The organism is Haemophilus parainfluenzae T3T1 (assembly GCF_000210895.1).
In the GTDB taxonomy this organism is placed as follows: Bacteria; Pseudomonadota; Gammaproteobacteria; order Enterobacterales; family Pasteurellaceae; genus Haemophilus_D; species Haemophilus_D parainfluenzae_A.
This window is the reverse complement of the sequence record NC_015964.1, coordinates 524030-542109: the sequence shown is the minus strand read 5'-3', so window position 1 is coordinate 542109 and position 18080 is coordinate 524030. Positions and strand designations below refer to the sequence as shown.

The following is an 18080-nucleotide window of genomic DNA, read 5'->3' as shown; positions in this document are numbered from 1 at the left end:
ATGTCAACTCAACCGCGTTTTGTACATCTTCGTACACACACCGATTTTTCAATGATCGATGGTATCGTGAAAGTGAAACCATTGGTCAAAGCGTGTGCTGCAAACAATATGGTTGCGTTGGCATTAACGGATTTTACCAATTTCTGCGGTGTAGTGCGTTTTTATGGTGAAACCCTTTCTTCGGGGATTAAACCGATTATTGGCGCAGATGTTCATGTTAAAAGCGAGCTATGTGGTGAGGAATTATTCACCCTCACTTTACTTGCCAAGAACAATGAAGGCTATAAAAACATCACATTACTGCTTTCAAAAGCCTATCAACGCGGCTATGTGGACTTGCCTTATATCGACCAGGAATGGTTGATTGAACACCGTGAGGGTGTAATTGTTTTATCAGGTGGCACACAAGGCGATATCGCGAAAAAACTTCTTAAAGAAAATAGCTTTGAAGCTGAAAGTGCGGTCAGTTTTTATCAAGAATTTTTTCCTGACCATTTTTACCTTTCACTTTCCAGAACGGGTCGTCCAGATGAAGAGCGTTATATTCAAGCCGCATTAAAACTTGCTGAAGCCCATGATTTACCACTTGTCGCAACCAACGATGTTGTCTTTCTTGCGCCTGATGATTTTGAGGCACACGAAATTCGAGTTGCTATTCATGATGGCTATACCCTTGACGATCCGAAACGTCCAAAACGTTATACCGAACAACAATATTTCCGCTCAGAAGAAGAGATGTGTGACTTATTTTCGGACATTCCTTCTGCGCTTGAAAATACGGTATTAATTGCGCAACGCTGTAATGTCACTTTGCGTTTGGGTGAGTATTTCCTTCCAAAATTCCCAACAGGTGATCTGAGTACGGAAGATTATTTGGTGATGAAATCCAAAGAAGGTTTGGAAGAGCGGTTGGCGTTTTTATTCCCCGATGAAAAAGTGCGGGCAGAAAGACGACCGGAATATGATGAGCGTCTTCAAGTCGAACTCGATGTGATCAACCAAATGGGCTTCCCGGGTTACTTCTTAATCGTTATGGAGTTTATCCAGTGGTCAAAAGACAATGATATTCCGGTAGGGCCTGGACGTGGTTCTGGTGCAGGTTCATTGGTGGCGTATGCACTAAAAATTACCGATTTAGATCCCCTTGAATTCGATCTTCTTTTTGAGCGTTTCCTCAATCCAGAGCGTGTTTCCATGCCCGATTTCGACGTGGATTTCTGTATGGATGGACGGGATCGCGTTATCGATCATGTCGCAGAAACCTATGGTCGTGGTGCGGTATCACAAATTATTACCTTCGGTACCATGGCGGCCAAAGCGGTAATTCGAGATGTGGGGCGTGTGTTAGGTCATCCTTATGGCTTTGTGGATCGTATTTCGAAAATGATTCCACCTGATCCAGGTATGACCTTAGCCAAGGCTTTTGAGGCTGAACCGCAACTACAAACAGCATATGATTCAGATGAAGAAGTCAAAGCCTTGATTGATATGGCGCGTAAGCTAGAGGGTGTCACGCGAAATGCAGGTAAACACGCAGGTGGCGTGGTGATTTCCCCTTCTTTGATTACAGACTTTGCACCACTTTATTGCGACAACGAGGGACTTCATCCTGTTACCCACTTCGATAAAAATGATGTGGAATATGCCGGTTTAGTGAAGTTTGACTTCTTAGGTTTGCGTACACTCACCATTATCAAATGGGCACTAGATATGATTAATGCCCGCCTTACTCGTGAAGGCAAACCGTTAGTCGATATTGCCGCTATTCCATTAGATGATCCTGAATCTTTTGAGTTGCTGAAGCGATCTGAAACGACTGCCGTATTCCAGTTGGAATCGCGCGGGATGAAAGATTTGATTAAACGCCTGCAGCCAGACTGTTTTGAAGATATTATCGCGTTGGTGGCGTTATTCCGACCAGGTCCATTACAATCGGGCATGGTGGATAACTTTATTGACCGTAAACATGGTCGAGAAGAAGTGTCTTATCCTGACGCAAACTATCAACATGAAAGCCTTAAACCGATTTTAGAGCCAACTTATGGTATTATTTTGTACCAAGAGCAAGTCATGCAAATTGCTCAGGTATTAGCGGGTTATACTCTTGGCGGTGCAGACTTATTACGTCGTGCGATGGGTAAGAAAAAGCCAGAGGAAATGGCGAAACAGCGCTCTGTGTTTAAAGAAGGCGCTGAAAAAAATGGTGTTGATGGTGAGCTTTCCATGAAAATTTTCGACTTGGTGGAAAAATTTGCCGGCTATGGTTTCAATAAATCGCACTCTGCCGCTTATGCGTTAGTATCTTATCAAACCCTTTGGCTGAAAACCCATTTCCCTGCTGAGTTTATGGCAGCGGTAATGACCTCGGAAATGGATAATACCGATAAAATTGTTGGCTTATATGATGAATGTTTGCGTATGGGCTTAAAAGTTACCCCACCGGATATCAATGTAGGAAAACATCATTTCAGTGTGAATGAAAATGGTGAGATTGTTTACGGTATCGGCGCCATTAAAGGTGTGGGTGAAGGTCCGATTGATGCATTGATTACCGCTCGTAATGAAGGTGGGATTTTCAGAGATTTATTTGATTTATGTGCTCGCGTTGATTTGAAAAAAATTAACCGTCGTACTTTTGAAAGTCTGATTATGTCGGGCGCATTTGATAAGTTAGGGCCACACCGTGCAGCGTTATCTAAGAATCTAGAAGATGCACTCAAAGCGTCAGATCAGCATGCAAAAGATGAGGCCATGGGACAAACCGATATGTTCGGTGTGCTGACAGAAACACACGAAGAAGTGGAAAATGCTTACGCCCATACGCCACCTTACACAGAAAAACAAATTTTAGATGGTGAGCGCGAAACCCTCGGTTTGTATTTAAGCAGCCATCCTGTGAGTCGTTATTTAAAAGAACTTTCTCATTACAGTTCTACGCGATTAAAAGATCTTACGCCAAATCGCCGTGGGCAAATTAGTACGGTAGCCGGTTTGCTAGTCTCAACTCGCTTCGCGACAACGAAAAAAGGCAATCGCATCGGTATCGCAACCATTGATGACCGTTCTGGACGTTTGGATTTAACCCTGTTTGGGGAAAGCTTAGATCAATTTGGTGAAAAGCTGCAAAAAGATACAGTTGTGGTGGTATCTGGCCAAGTGAGTTTTGACGATTTTTCAGGCGGACTAAAAATGTCGGTACGGGATTTAATGACCTTAGATGAAGCGCGTTCCCGTTATGCAAAATCTTTGGCTATCAGTTTGTCTGAGGAGCAGATTAGCCCAAGTTTTATTAAGAAACTGAAAGAAATGTTAGAACCGGTTAGTGGCGGTACTTTACCAATTAACGTATATTATCAAAGCGCAAAAGGTCGTGCGTTATTGCGTTTAGGGATTCAATGGTCGATTACGCCAACGGATGAGATTCTAACAGAATTGGTGAATTTGCTCGGCGAAAATGCGGTAGAGCTAGAATTTGGTTAATATTCCAGTAAAAGTGCGGTCAAAAAATCAGTGTTTTTTAACCGCACTTTAGGTGAGATAAATAAAGCGAGAGATAAAATGGAAAAAATCATTATTGATGCAGACAGATTTTTACGCACTATTTCGCGTATTTCCCATGAAATTATTGAAAAGCACCAAGATTTCAATAATGTGATTTTAGTTGGGGTGAAACGCCGTGGTGCTGAAATTGCCGAATTGATTCAACGTCGCATTGAAGAGTTGAATGGTGTGAGTCTTCCAATGATGGAATTGGATATCACATTTTACCGCGATGACTTAGAGTATGTTGAACCTGAAAATCCAACCCCTGTGTATAGCGGTGCCTCAAGTTATATGAATATTCAGGGGAAAGAAGTCATTTTGATCGATGATGTACTATTCACTGGAAGAACCATTCGTGCCGCGATGGATGCGTTAACGGATTTTGGTCGAGCAGCTAAAATTGAATTGGTGATTTTAGTGGATCGTGGACACCGTGAATTACCAATTCGGGCAGACTATGTAGGTAAAAATGTGCCGACTTCCCGTGATGAACAAGTTCAGGTTCGCACATTAAAATACGATGGTTGTTATGAAGTGGCCTTATTGCCTAAATAACTGTCAGCCTATTGTGAACCTTTGATAAAATTGATAATCTAACGAGCATTATCCTATTATTTTTTAAGACAACTAAAATGAAAAAATCAATGTTAAAATCTCTTTTATTTGCCATGATCGGTCTGTTTACTTTTTCTCAAGTACAAGCAGAAGAACGCGTTGTGGCGACCGTAAATGGTACACCAATTTTACAAAGCCAAGTGAATGCCGTAATGGGCAAGAAAGGTAGCCAACGTGCAGCATTAGATAAGATTATTGATGATATGCTGACAGAGAAAGCTATCAAAGAATCAGGTGTAAAAGTAAACCAAGCTGAAGTAAACCGTATCGTAGAAGATATTGCGGCAAAAAATGGTTTAACTTATGGTCAATTCTTAGATGCGCTCGATTATCAAGGCATTTCCTTAAATGCATTTAAACAACAAATTTCTCGCCAAATGTTAATGGCGGGTGTGCGTAACCATGCTATTCAAAACAGCGTAGATGTGACTCGCGAGCAAGTGGATGCATTGGGTAAACAAATGCTCGATGAAGCAAAAGCAAAAGGCACAGCGCAAAAAGTGATGGGCAAAGAGTATGAAGTTCGTCATATTTTATTAAAATTAAACCCATTGCTGAATGATGCACAAGCTAAAGCAGAATTAGAACGTATTCGTAGCGAGATTATTTCTGGCAAAATGACATTTGCCGATGCCGCATTAAAATATTCTAAAGATTATTTATCTGGTGCGAATGGCGGAAGCTTAGGCTATGCTTTCCCAGAAGCTTATGTAGGTCCATTTGCAAAAATGGTTGAAACAACCCCACAAGGTACTATTTCAGCACCGTTTAAATCTGAATTTGGTTGGCATATTCTCGAAGTAACCGGTACTCGTGATGGCGATAAAACAGAAGATGCCTATCGTCAAAAAGCTTACGAACAAATCGTGAATAGCCAATTACAAGAAGCAACCAAAGACTGGGTGAAAGCATTACGTAAAAATGCTGATATTCAATATTTCGATAAATAACAGAAAACGTTAGAATAAGGGGGCATTTTGCCCCTTTTGTCGTTTTTATAAAATGAGTGACGCATGAAAAAATTTTTTGTCTTTTTACTGATTCTTCTGCTTATTCTTGGCGGTGTTGGTTTTTGGGGTTATCAAAAACTAACAAGTTTTGTTCATACGCCAGTGAATGTCAAGCAAGATCAATTGCTTACGATTGAGCGAGGAACCACAGGCGGTAAACTCGCTGCGTTATTAGAGCAGGAAAAAATTCTTGATAATGCCGATTTATTACCTTGGTTATTGAAATTACAACCTCAGCTCAACAAAGTGAAAGCGGGAACTTATTCTTTAACGGGCGTAAAAACGTTGCAAGATTTATTAGATATGATTAATTCCGGTAAGGAAGCACAATTTAGTGTGAAGTTTATTGAGGGTAAAACGTTCAAGGAATGGCGTAAAAACCTTGAAAATGCACCGCACTTAAAACAAACCTTGCAAGGTAAAACGGATAAAGAGATTATGGCGTTATTAGATATTCCAGCCGTTTCAAAAGCCGTTTACGAATGGAATAACATGGAGGGGTGGTTGTATCCAGATACCTATAATTACACGCCAAACTCGACTGATCTTGAATTATTAAAACGTTCAACTACCCGTCTACAAAAAGCCTTAGATAAAGCGTGGAATGAACGTGATGAAAATCTCCCTTTAGCGGATCCGTATCAGATGCTGATTTTGGCTTCTATTGTGGAGAAAGAAACGGGTATTGCGGCGGAGCGTCCACAAGTGGCTTCCGTATTTATTAATCGTTTAAAAGCCAATATGAAACTACAAACTGACCCAACCGTGATTTATGGAATGGGTGAGAGTTATACCGGCAATATTCGTAAAAAAGATTTGGAAACGATGACCCCGTACAATACCTATATGATTGAGGGGCTACCGCCGACACCAATTGCGATGGTGAGTGAAAGTGCTTTACAGGCTGTGGCGCATCCAGCAAAAACAGATTTTTATTATTTTGTTGCTGATGGAAGTGGCGGTCATAAATTTACTCGTAATCTGAACGAGCATAATAAAGCAGTGCAAGAATATTTACGTTGGTATCGTAACCAACAAAAAGGAGCCAACTAATGCAAGGCAAATTTATCGTTATTGAAGGGCTGGAAGGTGCAGGTAAAAGTACCGCCATGCAAACGGTGGTGGATACATTAAAATCTCTTGGTGTAAACGATATTGTGTTTACTCGTGAGCCGGGTGGCACACCGTTAGCCGAAAAATTACGCCATTTAATCAAGCATGAAACAGCAGAGCTTGTTACCGATAAAGCGGAATTGTTGATGCTTTATGCGGCACGAATTCAATTGGTAGAAAATGTGATTAAGCCAGCATTGGCAGAAGGTAAAATTGTGCTGGGTGATCGCCATGATATGTCTTCACAGGCTTATCAAGGCGGTGGGCGTCAGTTTGACCAAACGCTTATGGCGAATTTAAAAAATATGGTATTAGGCGACTTTGAGCCTGATTTTGTACTGTATTTAGACATTGATCCTGCAGAAGGGCTTGCTCGTGCTAGAGGTCGTGGTGAATTAGACCGCATTGAACAACAAGGACTCGATTTCTTCCATCGTACCCGCCAACGTTATTTGGAATTGGTGCAAAACAATCCGAAAGCTGCGATTATTAATGCAGGTCAGGCTTTGGCACAAGTACAAGCAGACATACAAAGTGCGGTCAAAAGTTGGTGGGTTTCACAAGCAAAATGAGCGAACTTTGTCCTTGGTTAGTGCCTACTTATCACAAAATTAGCCAAACTTTTAGCGAAGGTTTGGGGCATCATGCATTATTGATTAAAGCTGATCAAGGTCTCGGTGCTGAAGGTTTGTTTGAGGCTTTGACAAAACGCATTATGTGTCAAACGCCAGATAATGCACCTTGTGGGCATTGTCATGCTTGTCACTTAATGGCAGCGCAAAGTCACCCCGATTTTCATGTTTTAGCCTCTCAAGAAGGCAAAGACATTGGCGTTGATCAGGTACGGGCGATTAATGAAGTTGTCAGCCAACACGCGCAACAAAACGGCAATAAATTAGTGTATATCCAAGATGCAGAACGTCTTACGGAAGCAGCAGCGAATGCGTTGCTTAAAACTTTGGAAGAGCCACGTCCGAACACGTATTTCTTGTTGCAAACAGAGCCATCCTCTTCATTGTTAGCGACTATTTACAGCCGTTGCCAAGTGTGGAATGTTCCTTTGCCAACAGAAGCGGAAGCCTTAACCTGGCTTTCTTCTCAATTTCAGGCAGAAACATCAGAATTATTGACCGCACTTGCGATGAATTTGGGGCGTCCGCTGTTAGCATTAGAAACACTACAGCAAGGATTAATTGAACAACGGAAGAATTTCCTACGTCAATTTTGGCTGTTTTATCGTCGCCGTTCGCCTTTGGAAATTTTGCCTTTCTTTGAAAAAGAACGCACCATACAGCAAGTGGATTGGATTTTAGCGTTTTTAAGCGATGCCATTAAATACAAACTCGAAATACAAAGTGGCTGGCAAACACTTGATCTTAAAACAGGTGTAACTCAATTTGCAGATGAGCAAACAGCGCTTGGGTTATTAACCGCGAATAAAATTATGCAAAAAGTACGCTCGGATTTACTTACCATTAATGGCGTTAACACGGAATTAATGTTACTAGATGGTTTGACGAAGTTAATTACCGACGTATTTAAGGACTAAATAAATTATGTTTATCGTAGATTCCCATTGCCATTTAGATGCATTGGATTATGAAAATTTACACAAAGATATTGCTGATGTGGTGGCCAAAGCCCAAGCACGAGATGTGAAGCATTTGTTGGCGATTGGCGTAACATTAAGCCGTTTTGAAAAAGCTTACCCTGAGTTAGCAAAATTTCCGAATGTGTCTTTAGCTTGCGGCGTGCATCCATTAGATCTTGAAGAAGAACCTTACGATGCCGATCGTTTATTACGTTTATCCCAAGATAAAAAAGTGATCGCAATTGGCGAAATTGGTTTGGATTATTATTACAGCGCGGATAATAAAGCGTTGCAGCAAACGGTTTTTGCGGATCAAATCAGAATTGCTAATGAAGTGGATAAACCCGTGATTATTCATACGCGTTCAGCAACAGAAGATACCATTGCTATGTTGCGTGAGCACCAGGCAGAAAAGTGCGGTGGATTAATTCATTGTTTTACGGAAACCTTAGATTTTGCGAAAAAGGCGCTTGATTTAGGTTTTTACATCTCTTGTTCTGGCATTATTACCTTTAAAAACGCGGAAAGTATTCGCGAAGCCATTCGTTATGTACCAGCAGATCGTTTGTTAGTTGAAACGGATTCGCCTTACTTAGCACCCGTGCCTTATCGTGGCAAAGAGAACCAACCTGCCTATACGCGAGAGGTGTGTGAATATGTGGCAGCGTTAAAAGGGCTGTCTATGGAAGAATTTGCACAAATTAGTACACAAAACTTCGAGCGTTTATTTAAAATTAATGTACAATAAATCATCGATTTAAATGAGAGAGTGTTATGCGTAAGTTTTTTAAATACTTTTTATTTTTAGTGGTCTTTGTTTTTCACGGCTTTATGTTTGCTGTGGTGGACTACGTTTTCCCACACTATGATGTAACGCGAGTAACGGGTGTGGAAGTGAAACGTGTGGATAAAGATGGTCCGATTACAAAATCGAATCCGGCTGATGGTCCAACGCGCGATGTGTATTTTATCAATACACAAAATGATGATGGCAAAATCATGGTGTATCGTAATGAAGATACCCGTTGGGGTTTTCCATTCTACTTTAAATTTGGTTCAGCAAACTTACAGGCTCAAGTTCAAGCCTTGGGTAATGAAAACAAATTAGTACAAATCAAGTATTACGGCTGGCGGATGACGATGTTTGATGAATATCGTAATGCCTTGTCAGTAAAAGAAATAAGCGGCGATGTGACACCAAGTCATCCGATTTTATCTTGGGTATTCTATGCATTCCTATTCGTTACCCTTTTCCTTTCTATACAATTTGTACGCGGCTGGTTCGACAGCGAAAATTAGCGTTTCTTAAATAGGGCGTCATAGAACGCCCTCACAATTTAATAATAACATTTCTAACCTAAAAACCAGCGGTAAATTGACCGCACTTTAAAACCAATAAAGAGAACATTATGAGTTTATCTGCAGCGATTTTTATTTTAATCGTATTAATTATTGTCAGTGCAATCTTGTCATCAGCTGAGATTTCTCTCGCGGGTGCAAGACGCATTAAACTACAAGCGTTGGCCAATGAAGGCAATATCAAAGCGGAGAAAGTTTTAAAATTACAGGAACAGCCAGGGCGTTTCATTACTGTAGTACAAATTGGACTTAATATGGTTGCCGTACTTGGTGGGGTGATTGGTGAAGCAACAATTAGTCTTCACTTACAGAGTTTTTTACATGAATACACCACGGCAGAATGGGTTGAGCCAGCCTCCTCTTGGATTGCTTTTTTCATGGTAACCACAACATTTGTTTTATTAGCCGATTTAATTCCGAAACGTCTCGCATTGATTAATCCTGAAGGTGTTGCGTTACGGACTATTGGCATTATGCAAGTCTTCATTTTCTTCTTAAAACCTATTGTATGGTTTTTTGATGGTCTTTCTAATATCTTCTTCCATTTAATGGGGATATCCACTAAGCGCGAAGATAATATGACTCCAGAAGACATTGTGGCGATTGTGGAGGCTGGTGCTGAAGCGGGCGTGCTAAAAACACAAGAGCATTATTTGATTGAAAACATCTTTGAAATGCAAGAGCGCACTGTGTCTTCAACCATGACGACTCGTGAGAACATCGTATTTTTAGACCGCACTTTCACCCGTCAGGAAGTGTTGAATACCTTATCGGCAGACTCTCATTCTAAATTAGTGATCTGTGATAATGGTTTGGATAAGATTTTAGGTTATGTGGAATCACATACCTTATTAACACTCTATCTTCAACAAGAAGTGGTAGATTTAACGGATAGCCGTTTATTGCGTAAAGCGTTATTTATCCCAGATACGCTGTCGTTATATGAAGTATTGGAGTTGTTTAAATCTACGGGGGAAGATTTTGCGATTATCGTCAATGAATATGCGCTTGTAATGGGCTTAATTACCTTGAACGATGTGATGAGTATTGTGATGGGAGAATTGGTTTCTAACGAAGAAGAGCAAATCGTTAGCCGCGATGAAAACTCTTGGTTAATTGATGGGGCAACGCCACTTGAAGATGTGATGCGCGTTTTGGATATTGAATCTTTCCCTGATTCAGAAAATTACGAGACTATTAGTGGCTTTATGATGTATATGTTACGCAAAATTCCGAAAAAAACCGATTTTGTGTTATACGATAAATATAAATTTGAAGTTATTGATACCGAAAACTTCAAAATTGATCAAATTTTAGTTTCGATTGTCAAAGACAACGGCGTGAGCAAAGAATCAGCGTAGTACTAGGTGCTGCCTTGCTTAACCTCCCATTCTAAGTATAATTAACGGCGGTTTTAACCGCCTATAAATAAGGAAAATTTAATGTTTAAAAAAATCTCGGTATTCTTTGTGGCAGTAATGCTTGCGGGTTGTTCTTCGATTTCGGATATGACCTCTTACATTCCATTTATGGGTAAAGACAAAAAGGTCATTGATTTAGATAAAGATAAAATCGACCAAAAATCTTATGCGGCGGCTTATGAGGCGACCGTAGCAACCTATAAAGATCGCGTGACAAAGAACTTCTTTGTGGATAATTTTGCAAGTGGTGCAAATGACTGGTATCTCGGTCGTATTGTTGTACCAATCAAACAAATTCAAGATAAACTCTACACAGGTGGTCATGATTCTGATGTGTATGCTTATTACAGTGGTGTATTACATGCAGAGGCATTACAAACTAACTTCAGCCGTTTAAGTACAAATTGTTGGCAAAAAGTGGATTCTCCAAGTGTGACGCAAGGGATCTACGATGCTATGCGTGATTTGCAAAAAGGTAAAGAACGCGGTGAAAATGACGCCTACATTTCCCAAGGTAGCGAAATGCTACTCAAAGCCTGTGCCGGCCAATAATCAATTTGAGCTGTTGATGAGTGATCTCATCAGCAGCTTTTCTTTTTTTAAATCATCAATGTGAAGGAGCTAGAATGTTAGAACTTTCGGAAAGCAACATTCATTTAAATGCTACGGCAACAAATAAGCTGCAAGCTATTGAAATGGCTGCAAGTGCGTTAGAGCAAGCTGGCAATGTTGAACAAGGCTATTTGCAAGGCATGCTTGGACGTGAACAACAAACCTCCACTTTTTTAGGCAATGGGATTGCGATTCCACACGGTACATTAGAAACCCGTTCGATGGTGAAAAAAACCGGTGTGCAAGTTTTCCAATTTCCACAAGGTATTGAGTGGGGAGAAGGCAATATTGCTTATGTTGTGATTGGTATTGCTGCCCGTTCTGATGAGCATCTTGCTTTACTTCGTCAATTAACGCATGTTTTAGGTGATGAAGACACTGCGGCACAGTTAGCGACATTAACAAATGTTGAAAAATTCCGTGCGATTTTGTTAGGTGAAAGCGATGCTTTTAGCATTGCTGAAGAAACATTAAGTTTAGATATTGAAACGCAAAGTTTGCTCACCCTTACCGCCATCAATGCAGGTAAATTACAACAGCAAAGTGCGGTTGAAAATAGCTTTGTTTCTGAAGTGGTATCCAATTCTGCTCTGCCGCTTGGTAAAGGGTTATGGGTAACCGATGCCGTATCAGGTAATGTGAAAAATGCCTTAGCATTCAGTCGTGCGAAAACCATTTTTAATCATAATGGCAAAGCGGTGAAAGGCGTGTTGACGATTTCGGCGGTTAACGATCAAATCAATGAGACATTAGCGCGTTTATTGGATGATGAAGTCCAAAATATTTTATTAAGTGGTAATACGCAGCAAATTTTGACCGTACTTAATGGCGGTAAAGTGCCAGTTGCAGCAACTCAATCTGAAGACCAAATCGCTACAGGTGCAGTGATTGGCACCTTTACTGTTCGTAATGAACATGGCTTGCATGCTCGCCCAAGTGCGGTGCTTGTCAATGAGGTGAAAAAATTCACCTCCAAAATTACGGTACAAAATCTTACTCGAGAAACCGCACCAGTTAGTGCAAAAAGTTTAATGAAAATCGTGGCATTAGGTGTGACTCAAGGTCATCGCTTACGTTTTGTTGCGGAAGGTGATGATGCGAAACAAGCCATTGAAGCCTTAGGTAAGATTATTGCGAGTGGGCTTGGCGAAAGCGTATCTGCCGTACCACCGGCTGAACCAGATACTATTGAAGTAAGCAGCGAGCATGCACCACAAATCCACGAAGAAAACACGGGCTTACCAGCCGATGCCATTGAAGCGGTATTTATGATTCGTAATGAACACGGTTTGCACGCTCGTCCAAGTGCGGTGCTTGTTAATGAAGTGAAAAAATATAATGCGTCGGTTGCGGTACAAAACTTAGATCGTAACACCCAATTAGTCAGCGCGAAAAGTTTGATGAAAATTGTGGCACTCGGTGTCGTGAAAGGTCACCGCCTACGTTTTGTGGCGAGTGGTGAAGAAGCTCAGCAAGCGATTGAGGGTATTGGTGCAGTCATTGAAAGTGGTTTAGGCGAAGGTCGGGGGTAAGTGATGGCAAAAGTAGCAACAATTACCTTAAACGCCGCTTATGATTTAGTTGGGCGTTTGCCTCGTATTGAAATCGGCGAAGTGAACACTGTTGAAACACTCGGTATTTTCCCTGCCGGCAAAGGCATCAATGTCGCTAAGGTATTAAAAGATTTGGGCGTAGAGGTGGCCGTTGGTGGCTTCTTAGGGGAAGACAACGTCGGTGATTTTGAAACGCTATTTAAAAAACAAGGATTAGAAGACAAATTTCATCGAGTAGCAGGTAAAACTCGCATTAACGTAAAAATTACGGAAACCGAAGCCGATGTGACAGACCTAAATTTCTTAGGTTATCAAATCACCCCAGAAGCTTGGCAGCAATTTACAGCAGATTCATTAGCGTATTGCCAAAACTTTGATATTGTTGCGGTATGTGGCAGTTTACCGCGTGGTGTCAGTCCTGAATTATTCGCGGATTGGCTTAATCAGTTGCATCAAGCCGGTGTTAAAGTCGTATTAGATAGCAGTAATGCGGCACTCACAGCAGGTTTGAAAGCCTATCCTTGGTTGGTAAAACCAAATCATCGCGAATTAGAAGCGTGGATTGGTCATCCGTTAAATTCTCTTGATGAAATTATTGCGGCAGCTAAAAAACTTAAAGCAGAAGGCATTGCTAATGTGATTATTTCGATGGGCGCGAATGGTTCTTTATGGCTGAGTGATCAAGCTGTTATTCAAGCTCAACCACCTAAATGTGAAAACGTGGTGAGCACCGTAGGAGCGGGTGATTCTATGGTGGCTGGCTTAATTTACGGTATTGAAAAAGGCTTGTCTCAAGCGGAAACTTTAGCGTTTGCAAGTGCTGTTTCAGCCTTTGCGGTTTCGCAAAGTAACGTAGGGGTGAGCGATATCGCCTTGCTTGAGCCAATTCTGGCGAATGTCAAAATTTCTGTGATTGAAGGATAATGTAATGAATTTGTTTTTAACTCAATCTCCGCAAATTGGTGCGGCAAAAGCCTATTTACTTCGCCAAGCATTGGGCATGGCAGCGAAAAAAGCCAATCATACTGTGGTTGAGCAAGCCAAAGAGGCGGATTTAGTGATTGTTTTCGGATCTACTTTGCCAAACTCTGCTGAATTTGTGGGCAAAAAAGTCTTTTTAGCCAATGAAGATGCGGCAATTGCATCACCTGAAGTCACGCTGACGAATGCGCTTAATCAAGCAATGGACTATGTTCAACCAGTTCAAAGTGCGGTTGAATTTGGCTGCGCTTCTGGCGTCAAAAATATTGTCGCAGTGACAGCTTGTCCGACAGGGGTTGCGCATACCTTTATGTCTGCTGAAGCCATTGAAACCTATGCGAAAAAACAAGGTTGGCAGGTAAAAGTCGAAACGCGTGGCCAAGTGGGCGCTGGTAATGAAATTACCCCTGAAGAAGTCGCTGCAGCAGATTTAGTCTTTGTTGCGGCGGATATTGATGTGCCGTTAGATAAATTCCAAGGAAAACCGATGTATCGTACATCGACCGGTTTGGCGTTAAAGAAAACCGCACAAGAATTCGATAAGGCATTTAAAGAAGCAAAAATTTATGAAGGCGGCGCAGCAAAATCTTCTGCGAAATCAGAAGAAAGCGGCGAGAAAAAAGGCGTCTATAAACATTTGATGACAGGTGTATCGCACATGTTGCCGTTGGTGGTTGCCGGTGGTTTGTTAATCGCGATTTCCTTCATGTTTGGTATCGAAGCCTTCAAAGATGAAACAATTTTTCATGGTATTCCAAAAGCCTTAATGGATATCGGCGGTGGCGCCGCATTCCATCTGATGATTGCGGTATTTGCCGGCTATGTGGCCTTTTCTATCGCAGATCGTCCGGGGCTTGCAGTAGGTCTTATTGGCGGTATGTTAGCCACCACGGCGGGCGCAGGGATTTTAGGTGGTATTATCGCGGGTTTCTTAGCGGGTTATGTGGTGAAAGGGTTAAATGCAACCATTAAATTGCCAGCGAGTTTAACCTCTTTAAAACCGATTCTAATTCTCCCGCTCTTTGGTACCTTGATTGTCGGTCTTGCCATGATTTATGTGATTAACCCGCCGGTTTCACAAATTATGACGACCTTAAGTGATTGGTTAAAATCCATGGGGGAAGTCAATGCGATGGTATTGGGTGCGATTATCGGTGCCATGATGTGTATTGATATGGGCGGTCCAGTAAACAAAGCGGCTTATACGTTCTCCGTGGGAATGTTAGCCTCTCAAGTTCATACACCAATGGCTGCTGCCATGGCGGCTGGTATGGTGCCGCCAATTGGGATGGCGATTGCAACCTGGATTGCACGCAGTAAATTTACCAGCAATCAACGTGATGCAGGTAAAGCTTCTTTTGTCTTAGGCTTATGCTTTATCTCTGAAGGAGCATTGCCGTTTGTAGCAGCCGATCCATTACGTGTGATTATTAGCTCGGTGATTGGTGGTGCAACAGCCGGTGCTATTTCAATGGCATTAAATATTTCTCTGCAAGCACCACATGGTGGTTTATTTGTGATTCCGTTTGTTTCTGAACCATTACTCTACCTAGGTGCAATCGCAACGGGGGCATTATTAACCGGTGTGGTTTATGCGGTGATTAAGCCGAAGGCGACAGAATAATTGATTCTTTGATTAAAAAGTGCGGTAATTTTTAACCGCACTTTTCATTTATCAGGTATAATTACAATGATTTAGGGAGAAATTATGGATAAATACAATAAACTCCGTATTGAATGGGATTGTCGTCGAGGTATGCTTGAGCTGGATAAAATCATCATGCCTTTTTATAAAGCGCATTTTGACCAACTGACTGACGACAAAAAAGATATTTTTATTCGTTTACTTGCTGCCACGGATTTACAACTTTTTTCGTGGTTTTTTAATGGCAGTCAATCAGACGATGCCGAAGTGCAAGCGATGGTTGAATATATCCAAGATGTGCAGAAAACGAATGTCCGTTAATTTTTTTAAAATTTTTTATACATAAGGAACTTTTCAATTTTAACTCTGTCTGATAGAGCAACAATAGCTTGCTGTCTTGAATATATGAAGGCGTGTTAGACGTAGCATAGGAGATATATGGCTGAACAGCTAACAGATCAGGCTTTGGTAGAAAGAGTACAGCAAGGCGATAAAAAAGCCTTTAATTTATTGGTTTCTCGTTATCAAAACAAAGTAGCCGGACTTTTAACCCGCTACATTTCTCATAACGACATTCCAGATGTTGTACAAGAATCCTTTATTAAGGCCTATCGTTCCATTGAATCCTTTCGGGGCGATAGTGCATTCTACACTTGGCTATATCGAATTGCCGTTAATACGGCAAAAAATTACTTAACGGCACAGGGGCGCCGTCCACCGAGCGAGGATATTTTGGCTGAAGATGCCGAAAGCTACGATGTGGGAACTCATCTACGTGATGTAGATACCCCTGAAAATGAAATGTTATCTAGCGAATTAGAAAAAGTGGTATTTGATACCATTCACAGTTTGCCAGAAGATTTAAGAACCGCGATTACCCTGCGTGAGCTTGAAGGGTTAAGTTACGAAGAGATCGCAGAGATAATGGATTGCCCAGTAGGCACTGTACGTTCTCGCATTTTCCGTGCTCGGGAAGTGATTGAGAACAAAATACAACCGCTTATGCAACGTTAAAATAAAGTCGGAGTTTATAAAATGCAAAAAGAGTTACTTTCAGCCTATATGGACGGAGAAGAAGTCAGTGCCGAGTTGACGGAACAACTCTGTCAGGATAAAGATTCACAAGAATCTTGGGCGGCATATCACACAGTAAGATCGGTTATGCGTAAAGAGTCACCAGTGTTATTAGGTGCTGACTTTACCGCGAAAATGGCTGATTTAATTGAATTAGAAGAAGTAAAACACGTAGAGATTACTGTTTCTCAACCAACACCAGAAGAAGCAGACAGCTTACCATTCGTGCAAAAATTAAAAGCATTCTTTGCGCCAATGACACAAATTGCTGTGGCTGCGGGGGTGTGTTTAGTGGCAGTAGTAGGTGTGCAATCATTCAATGCGAAAAGCACCTCAGTTACACCTGAAAACCCAGTTTTACAAACCTTACCATTTAATAATTCTGTTCAAGAAGTAAGTTACAACGCTCCGACCAAAGATGTAGCCACTTCGGAACAGGTTGAGCAAAAAAATCGCCGTATTGGTACGATGTTGCAAAACTATGAATTACAGCGTCGTATGCATGCAGATAGCTTAAATGTGGGTAGCAACCAAGCGAAATAATTACAGCAATTAATCGATAATTCACCACCTTAGGCGTGGTGAATTTTTTTATGGATCAATTGATTTATTTATGAAAAAAACGTTTCTTAAATTAACCGCACTTTTAGGCTTATTCTTGTTGCCTTTCACGGCATTTGCAGAAGAGCCAATCCAGTCATTAAATAAAATGTCGCAAGCCATGCGAGATTTAAATTATGAGATTGCTTTTGTGCAAACGACACCAACGAATATGGACTCGTTCCGTTATCGTCATATTAAGCAAGGGCAAAAAGTGTATGCACAGTTGGTGACATTAGATGGTGAACAGCAAGAAATCATCCAGCGCGGTAATTTAGTCAGCTATTTCCAGCCGGATTCACGTGCTTTCACGATTAACAGTGGTGAGATTGTGGATGCGCTTTCGGCAGTAATTCGTACTGATTTTAGCAAGCTGAGTCAGAATTACGATTTTATTAAGCTTGGAAAAGACCGAATTGCAGGCCGATTTGTTGATACTATTCGTATTGTGCCCAAAGACGATTTTCGCTATCAATACCTCGTTTTCTTAGATGAAGAAAATGGTTTGTTATTGCGTGGCGATATGCTTGATCGTGAAGGCAAGTTATTGGATCAATTCCGTGTGGTGACGTTATATATCGATGATCGTCTACGTGGTTTAACCGATTACCTTAATAAAGTCTCGATGCCACCACTTTTAAGTGAAGGGAAACAAGAGTCATCTCTTTCAATCAATTGGAAAACCGATTGGTTACCACAAGGTTTTGATTTAATTCGTCAAAATCAAGATGTGATGGATGGTGAAGTGATTGAAAATGCGTTATTTAGTGATGGTCTTTTCACTTTCACGCTTTATGTTAACAAAGCTGACAGTACCGATGCAAAAGAAAACACATGGAAACAAGGGGCTTACACGATTTACAGTGAAGTCATGGGCGATAAAGAAATAACCTTTATAGGGCAGCTTCCAATTGCCGCAGCTAAGCGAATTGTGCAAGGCGTAACATTCTTAAAATAATTCAG

The 18080-nt window shown here is 41.2% G+C and carries 17 protein-coding genes; all 17 read left to right on the top strand.

Annotation, left to right across the window (positions count from 1 at the left end; translation table 11 throughout):
• Positions 1–3480 carry a DNA polymerase III subunit alpha gene (gene dnaE / locus PARA_RS02760; protein ID WP_014064445.1) on the top strand — a complete coding sequence of 1160 codons (3480 nt, stop codon included), beginning with the start codon at positions 1–3 and terminating at the stop codon, positions 3478–3480.
• Positions 3481–3558: 78 nt separating this feature from the next.
• On the top strand, positions 3559–4098 hold the full coding sequence (gene pyrR / locus PARA_RS02755) for a bifunctional pyr operon transcriptional regulator/uracil phosphoribosyltransferase PyrR (RefSeq protein WP_041918208.1): 540 nt from the start codon (positions 3559–3561) through the stop codon (positions 4096–4098).
• Positions 4099–4175: 77 nt separating this feature from the next.
• Positions 4176–5108, top strand: a complete 933-nt coding sequence (locus PARA_RS02750; RefSeq protein WP_014064443.1) for a peptidylprolyl isomerase — start codon at positions 4176–4178, stop codon at positions 5106–5108.
• A 63-nt stretch (positions 5109–5171) separates the two neighbouring features.
• Positions 5172–6221, top strand: a complete 1050-nt coding sequence (gene mltG / locus PARA_RS02745) for an endolytic transglycosylase MltG (RefSeq protein ID WP_014064442.1) — start codon at positions 5172–5174, stop codon at positions 6219–6221.
• Complete coding sequence (gene tmk, locus PARA_RS02740) at positions 6221–6853, top strand: dTMP kinase (RefSeq protein ID WP_014064441.1); 633 nt, start codon at positions 6221–6223, stop codon at positions 6851–6853. The genes mltG and tmk overlap by 1 nt, the downstream gene beginning before the upstream one ends.
• Positions 6850–7830 (top strand): DNA polymerase III subunit delta', encoded by a 981-nt coding sequence (locus PARA_RS02735; RefSeq protein WP_014064440.1) that lies wholly within the window; start codon positions 6850–6852, stop codon positions 7828–7830. Before tmk ends, PARA_RS02735 begins: the two co-directional genes overlap by 4 nt.
• Positions 7831–7837: 7 nt before the next feature.
• Positions 7838–8620, top strand: a complete 783-nt coding sequence (locus PARA_RS02730) for a YchF/TatD family DNA exonuclease (protein ID WP_014064439.1) — start codon at positions 7838–7840, stop codon at positions 8618–8620.
• 26 nt (positions 8621–8646) lie between these two features.
• The gene (locus PARA_RS02725) at positions 8647–9171 is read left to right on the top strand and encodes a DUF1523 family protein (RefSeq protein WP_014064438.1); all 525 of its coding nucleotides are present in this window, start codon (positions 8647–8649) and stop codon (positions 9169–9171) included.
• A 110-nt stretch (positions 9172–9281) separates the two neighbouring features.
• Positions 9282–10592 carry a hemolysin family protein gene (locus PARA_RS02720; RefSeq protein ID WP_014064437.1) on the top strand — a complete coding sequence of 437 codons (1311 nt, stop codon included), beginning with the start codon at positions 9282–9284 and terminating at the stop codon, positions 10590–10592.
• Positions 10593–10673: 81 nt separating this feature from the next.
• Positions 10674–11204: a hypothetical protein gene (locus PARA_RS02715; RefSeq protein WP_014064436.1), complete on the top strand. Its 531-nt coding sequence runs from the start codon at positions 10674–10676 to the stop codon at positions 11202–11204.
• Between the two features lie 74 nt (positions 11205–11278).
• Positions 11279–12796, top strand: coding sequence for a fused PTS fructose transporter subunit IIA/HPr protein (gene fruB / locus PARA_RS02710; RefSeq protein ID WP_014064435.1), 1518 nt, complete (start codon positions 11279–11281; stop codon positions 12794–12796).
• Positions 12797–12799: 3 nt separating this feature from the next.
• A complete protein-coding gene (gene fruK / locus PARA_RS02705) occupies positions 12800–13741 on the top strand; it encodes a 1-phosphofructokinase (RefSeq protein ID WP_014064434.1) in 942 nt (313 codons plus the stop codon).
• Positions 13742–13745: 4 nt separating this feature from the next.
• Positions 13746–15422: a fructose-specific PTS transporter subunit EIIC gene (locus tag PARA_RS02700; protein ID WP_014064433.1), complete on the top strand. Its 1677-nt coding sequence runs from the start codon at positions 13746–13748 to the stop codon at positions 15420–15422.
• Positions 15423–15506: 84 nt separating this feature from the next.
• Positions 15507–15764, top strand: coding sequence for a succinate dehydrogenase assembly factor 2 (locus PARA_RS02695; protein ID WP_014064432.1), 258 nt, complete (start codon positions 15507–15509; stop codon positions 15762–15764).
• Positions 15765–15881: 117 nt separating this feature from the next.
• Positions 15882–16457 (top strand): RNA polymerase sigma factor RpoE, encoded by a 576-nt coding sequence (gene rpoE, locus PARA_RS02690; RefSeq protein WP_014064431.1) that lies wholly within the window; start codon positions 15882–15884, stop codon positions 16455–16457.
• Positions 16458–16478: 21 nt separating this feature from the next.
• On the top strand, positions 16479–17060 hold the full coding sequence (locus PARA_RS02685) for a sigma-E factor negative regulatory protein (RefSeq protein ID WP_014064430.1): 582 nt from the start codon (positions 16479–16481) through the stop codon (positions 17058–17060).
• 70 nt (positions 17061–17130) lie between these two features.
• A complete protein-coding gene (gene rseB / locus PARA_RS02680) occupies positions 17131–18075 on the top strand; it encodes a sigma-E factor regulatory protein RseB (protein WP_014064429.1) in 945 nt (314 codons plus the stop codon).
• Positions 18076–18080: the final 5 nt, after the last annotated feature.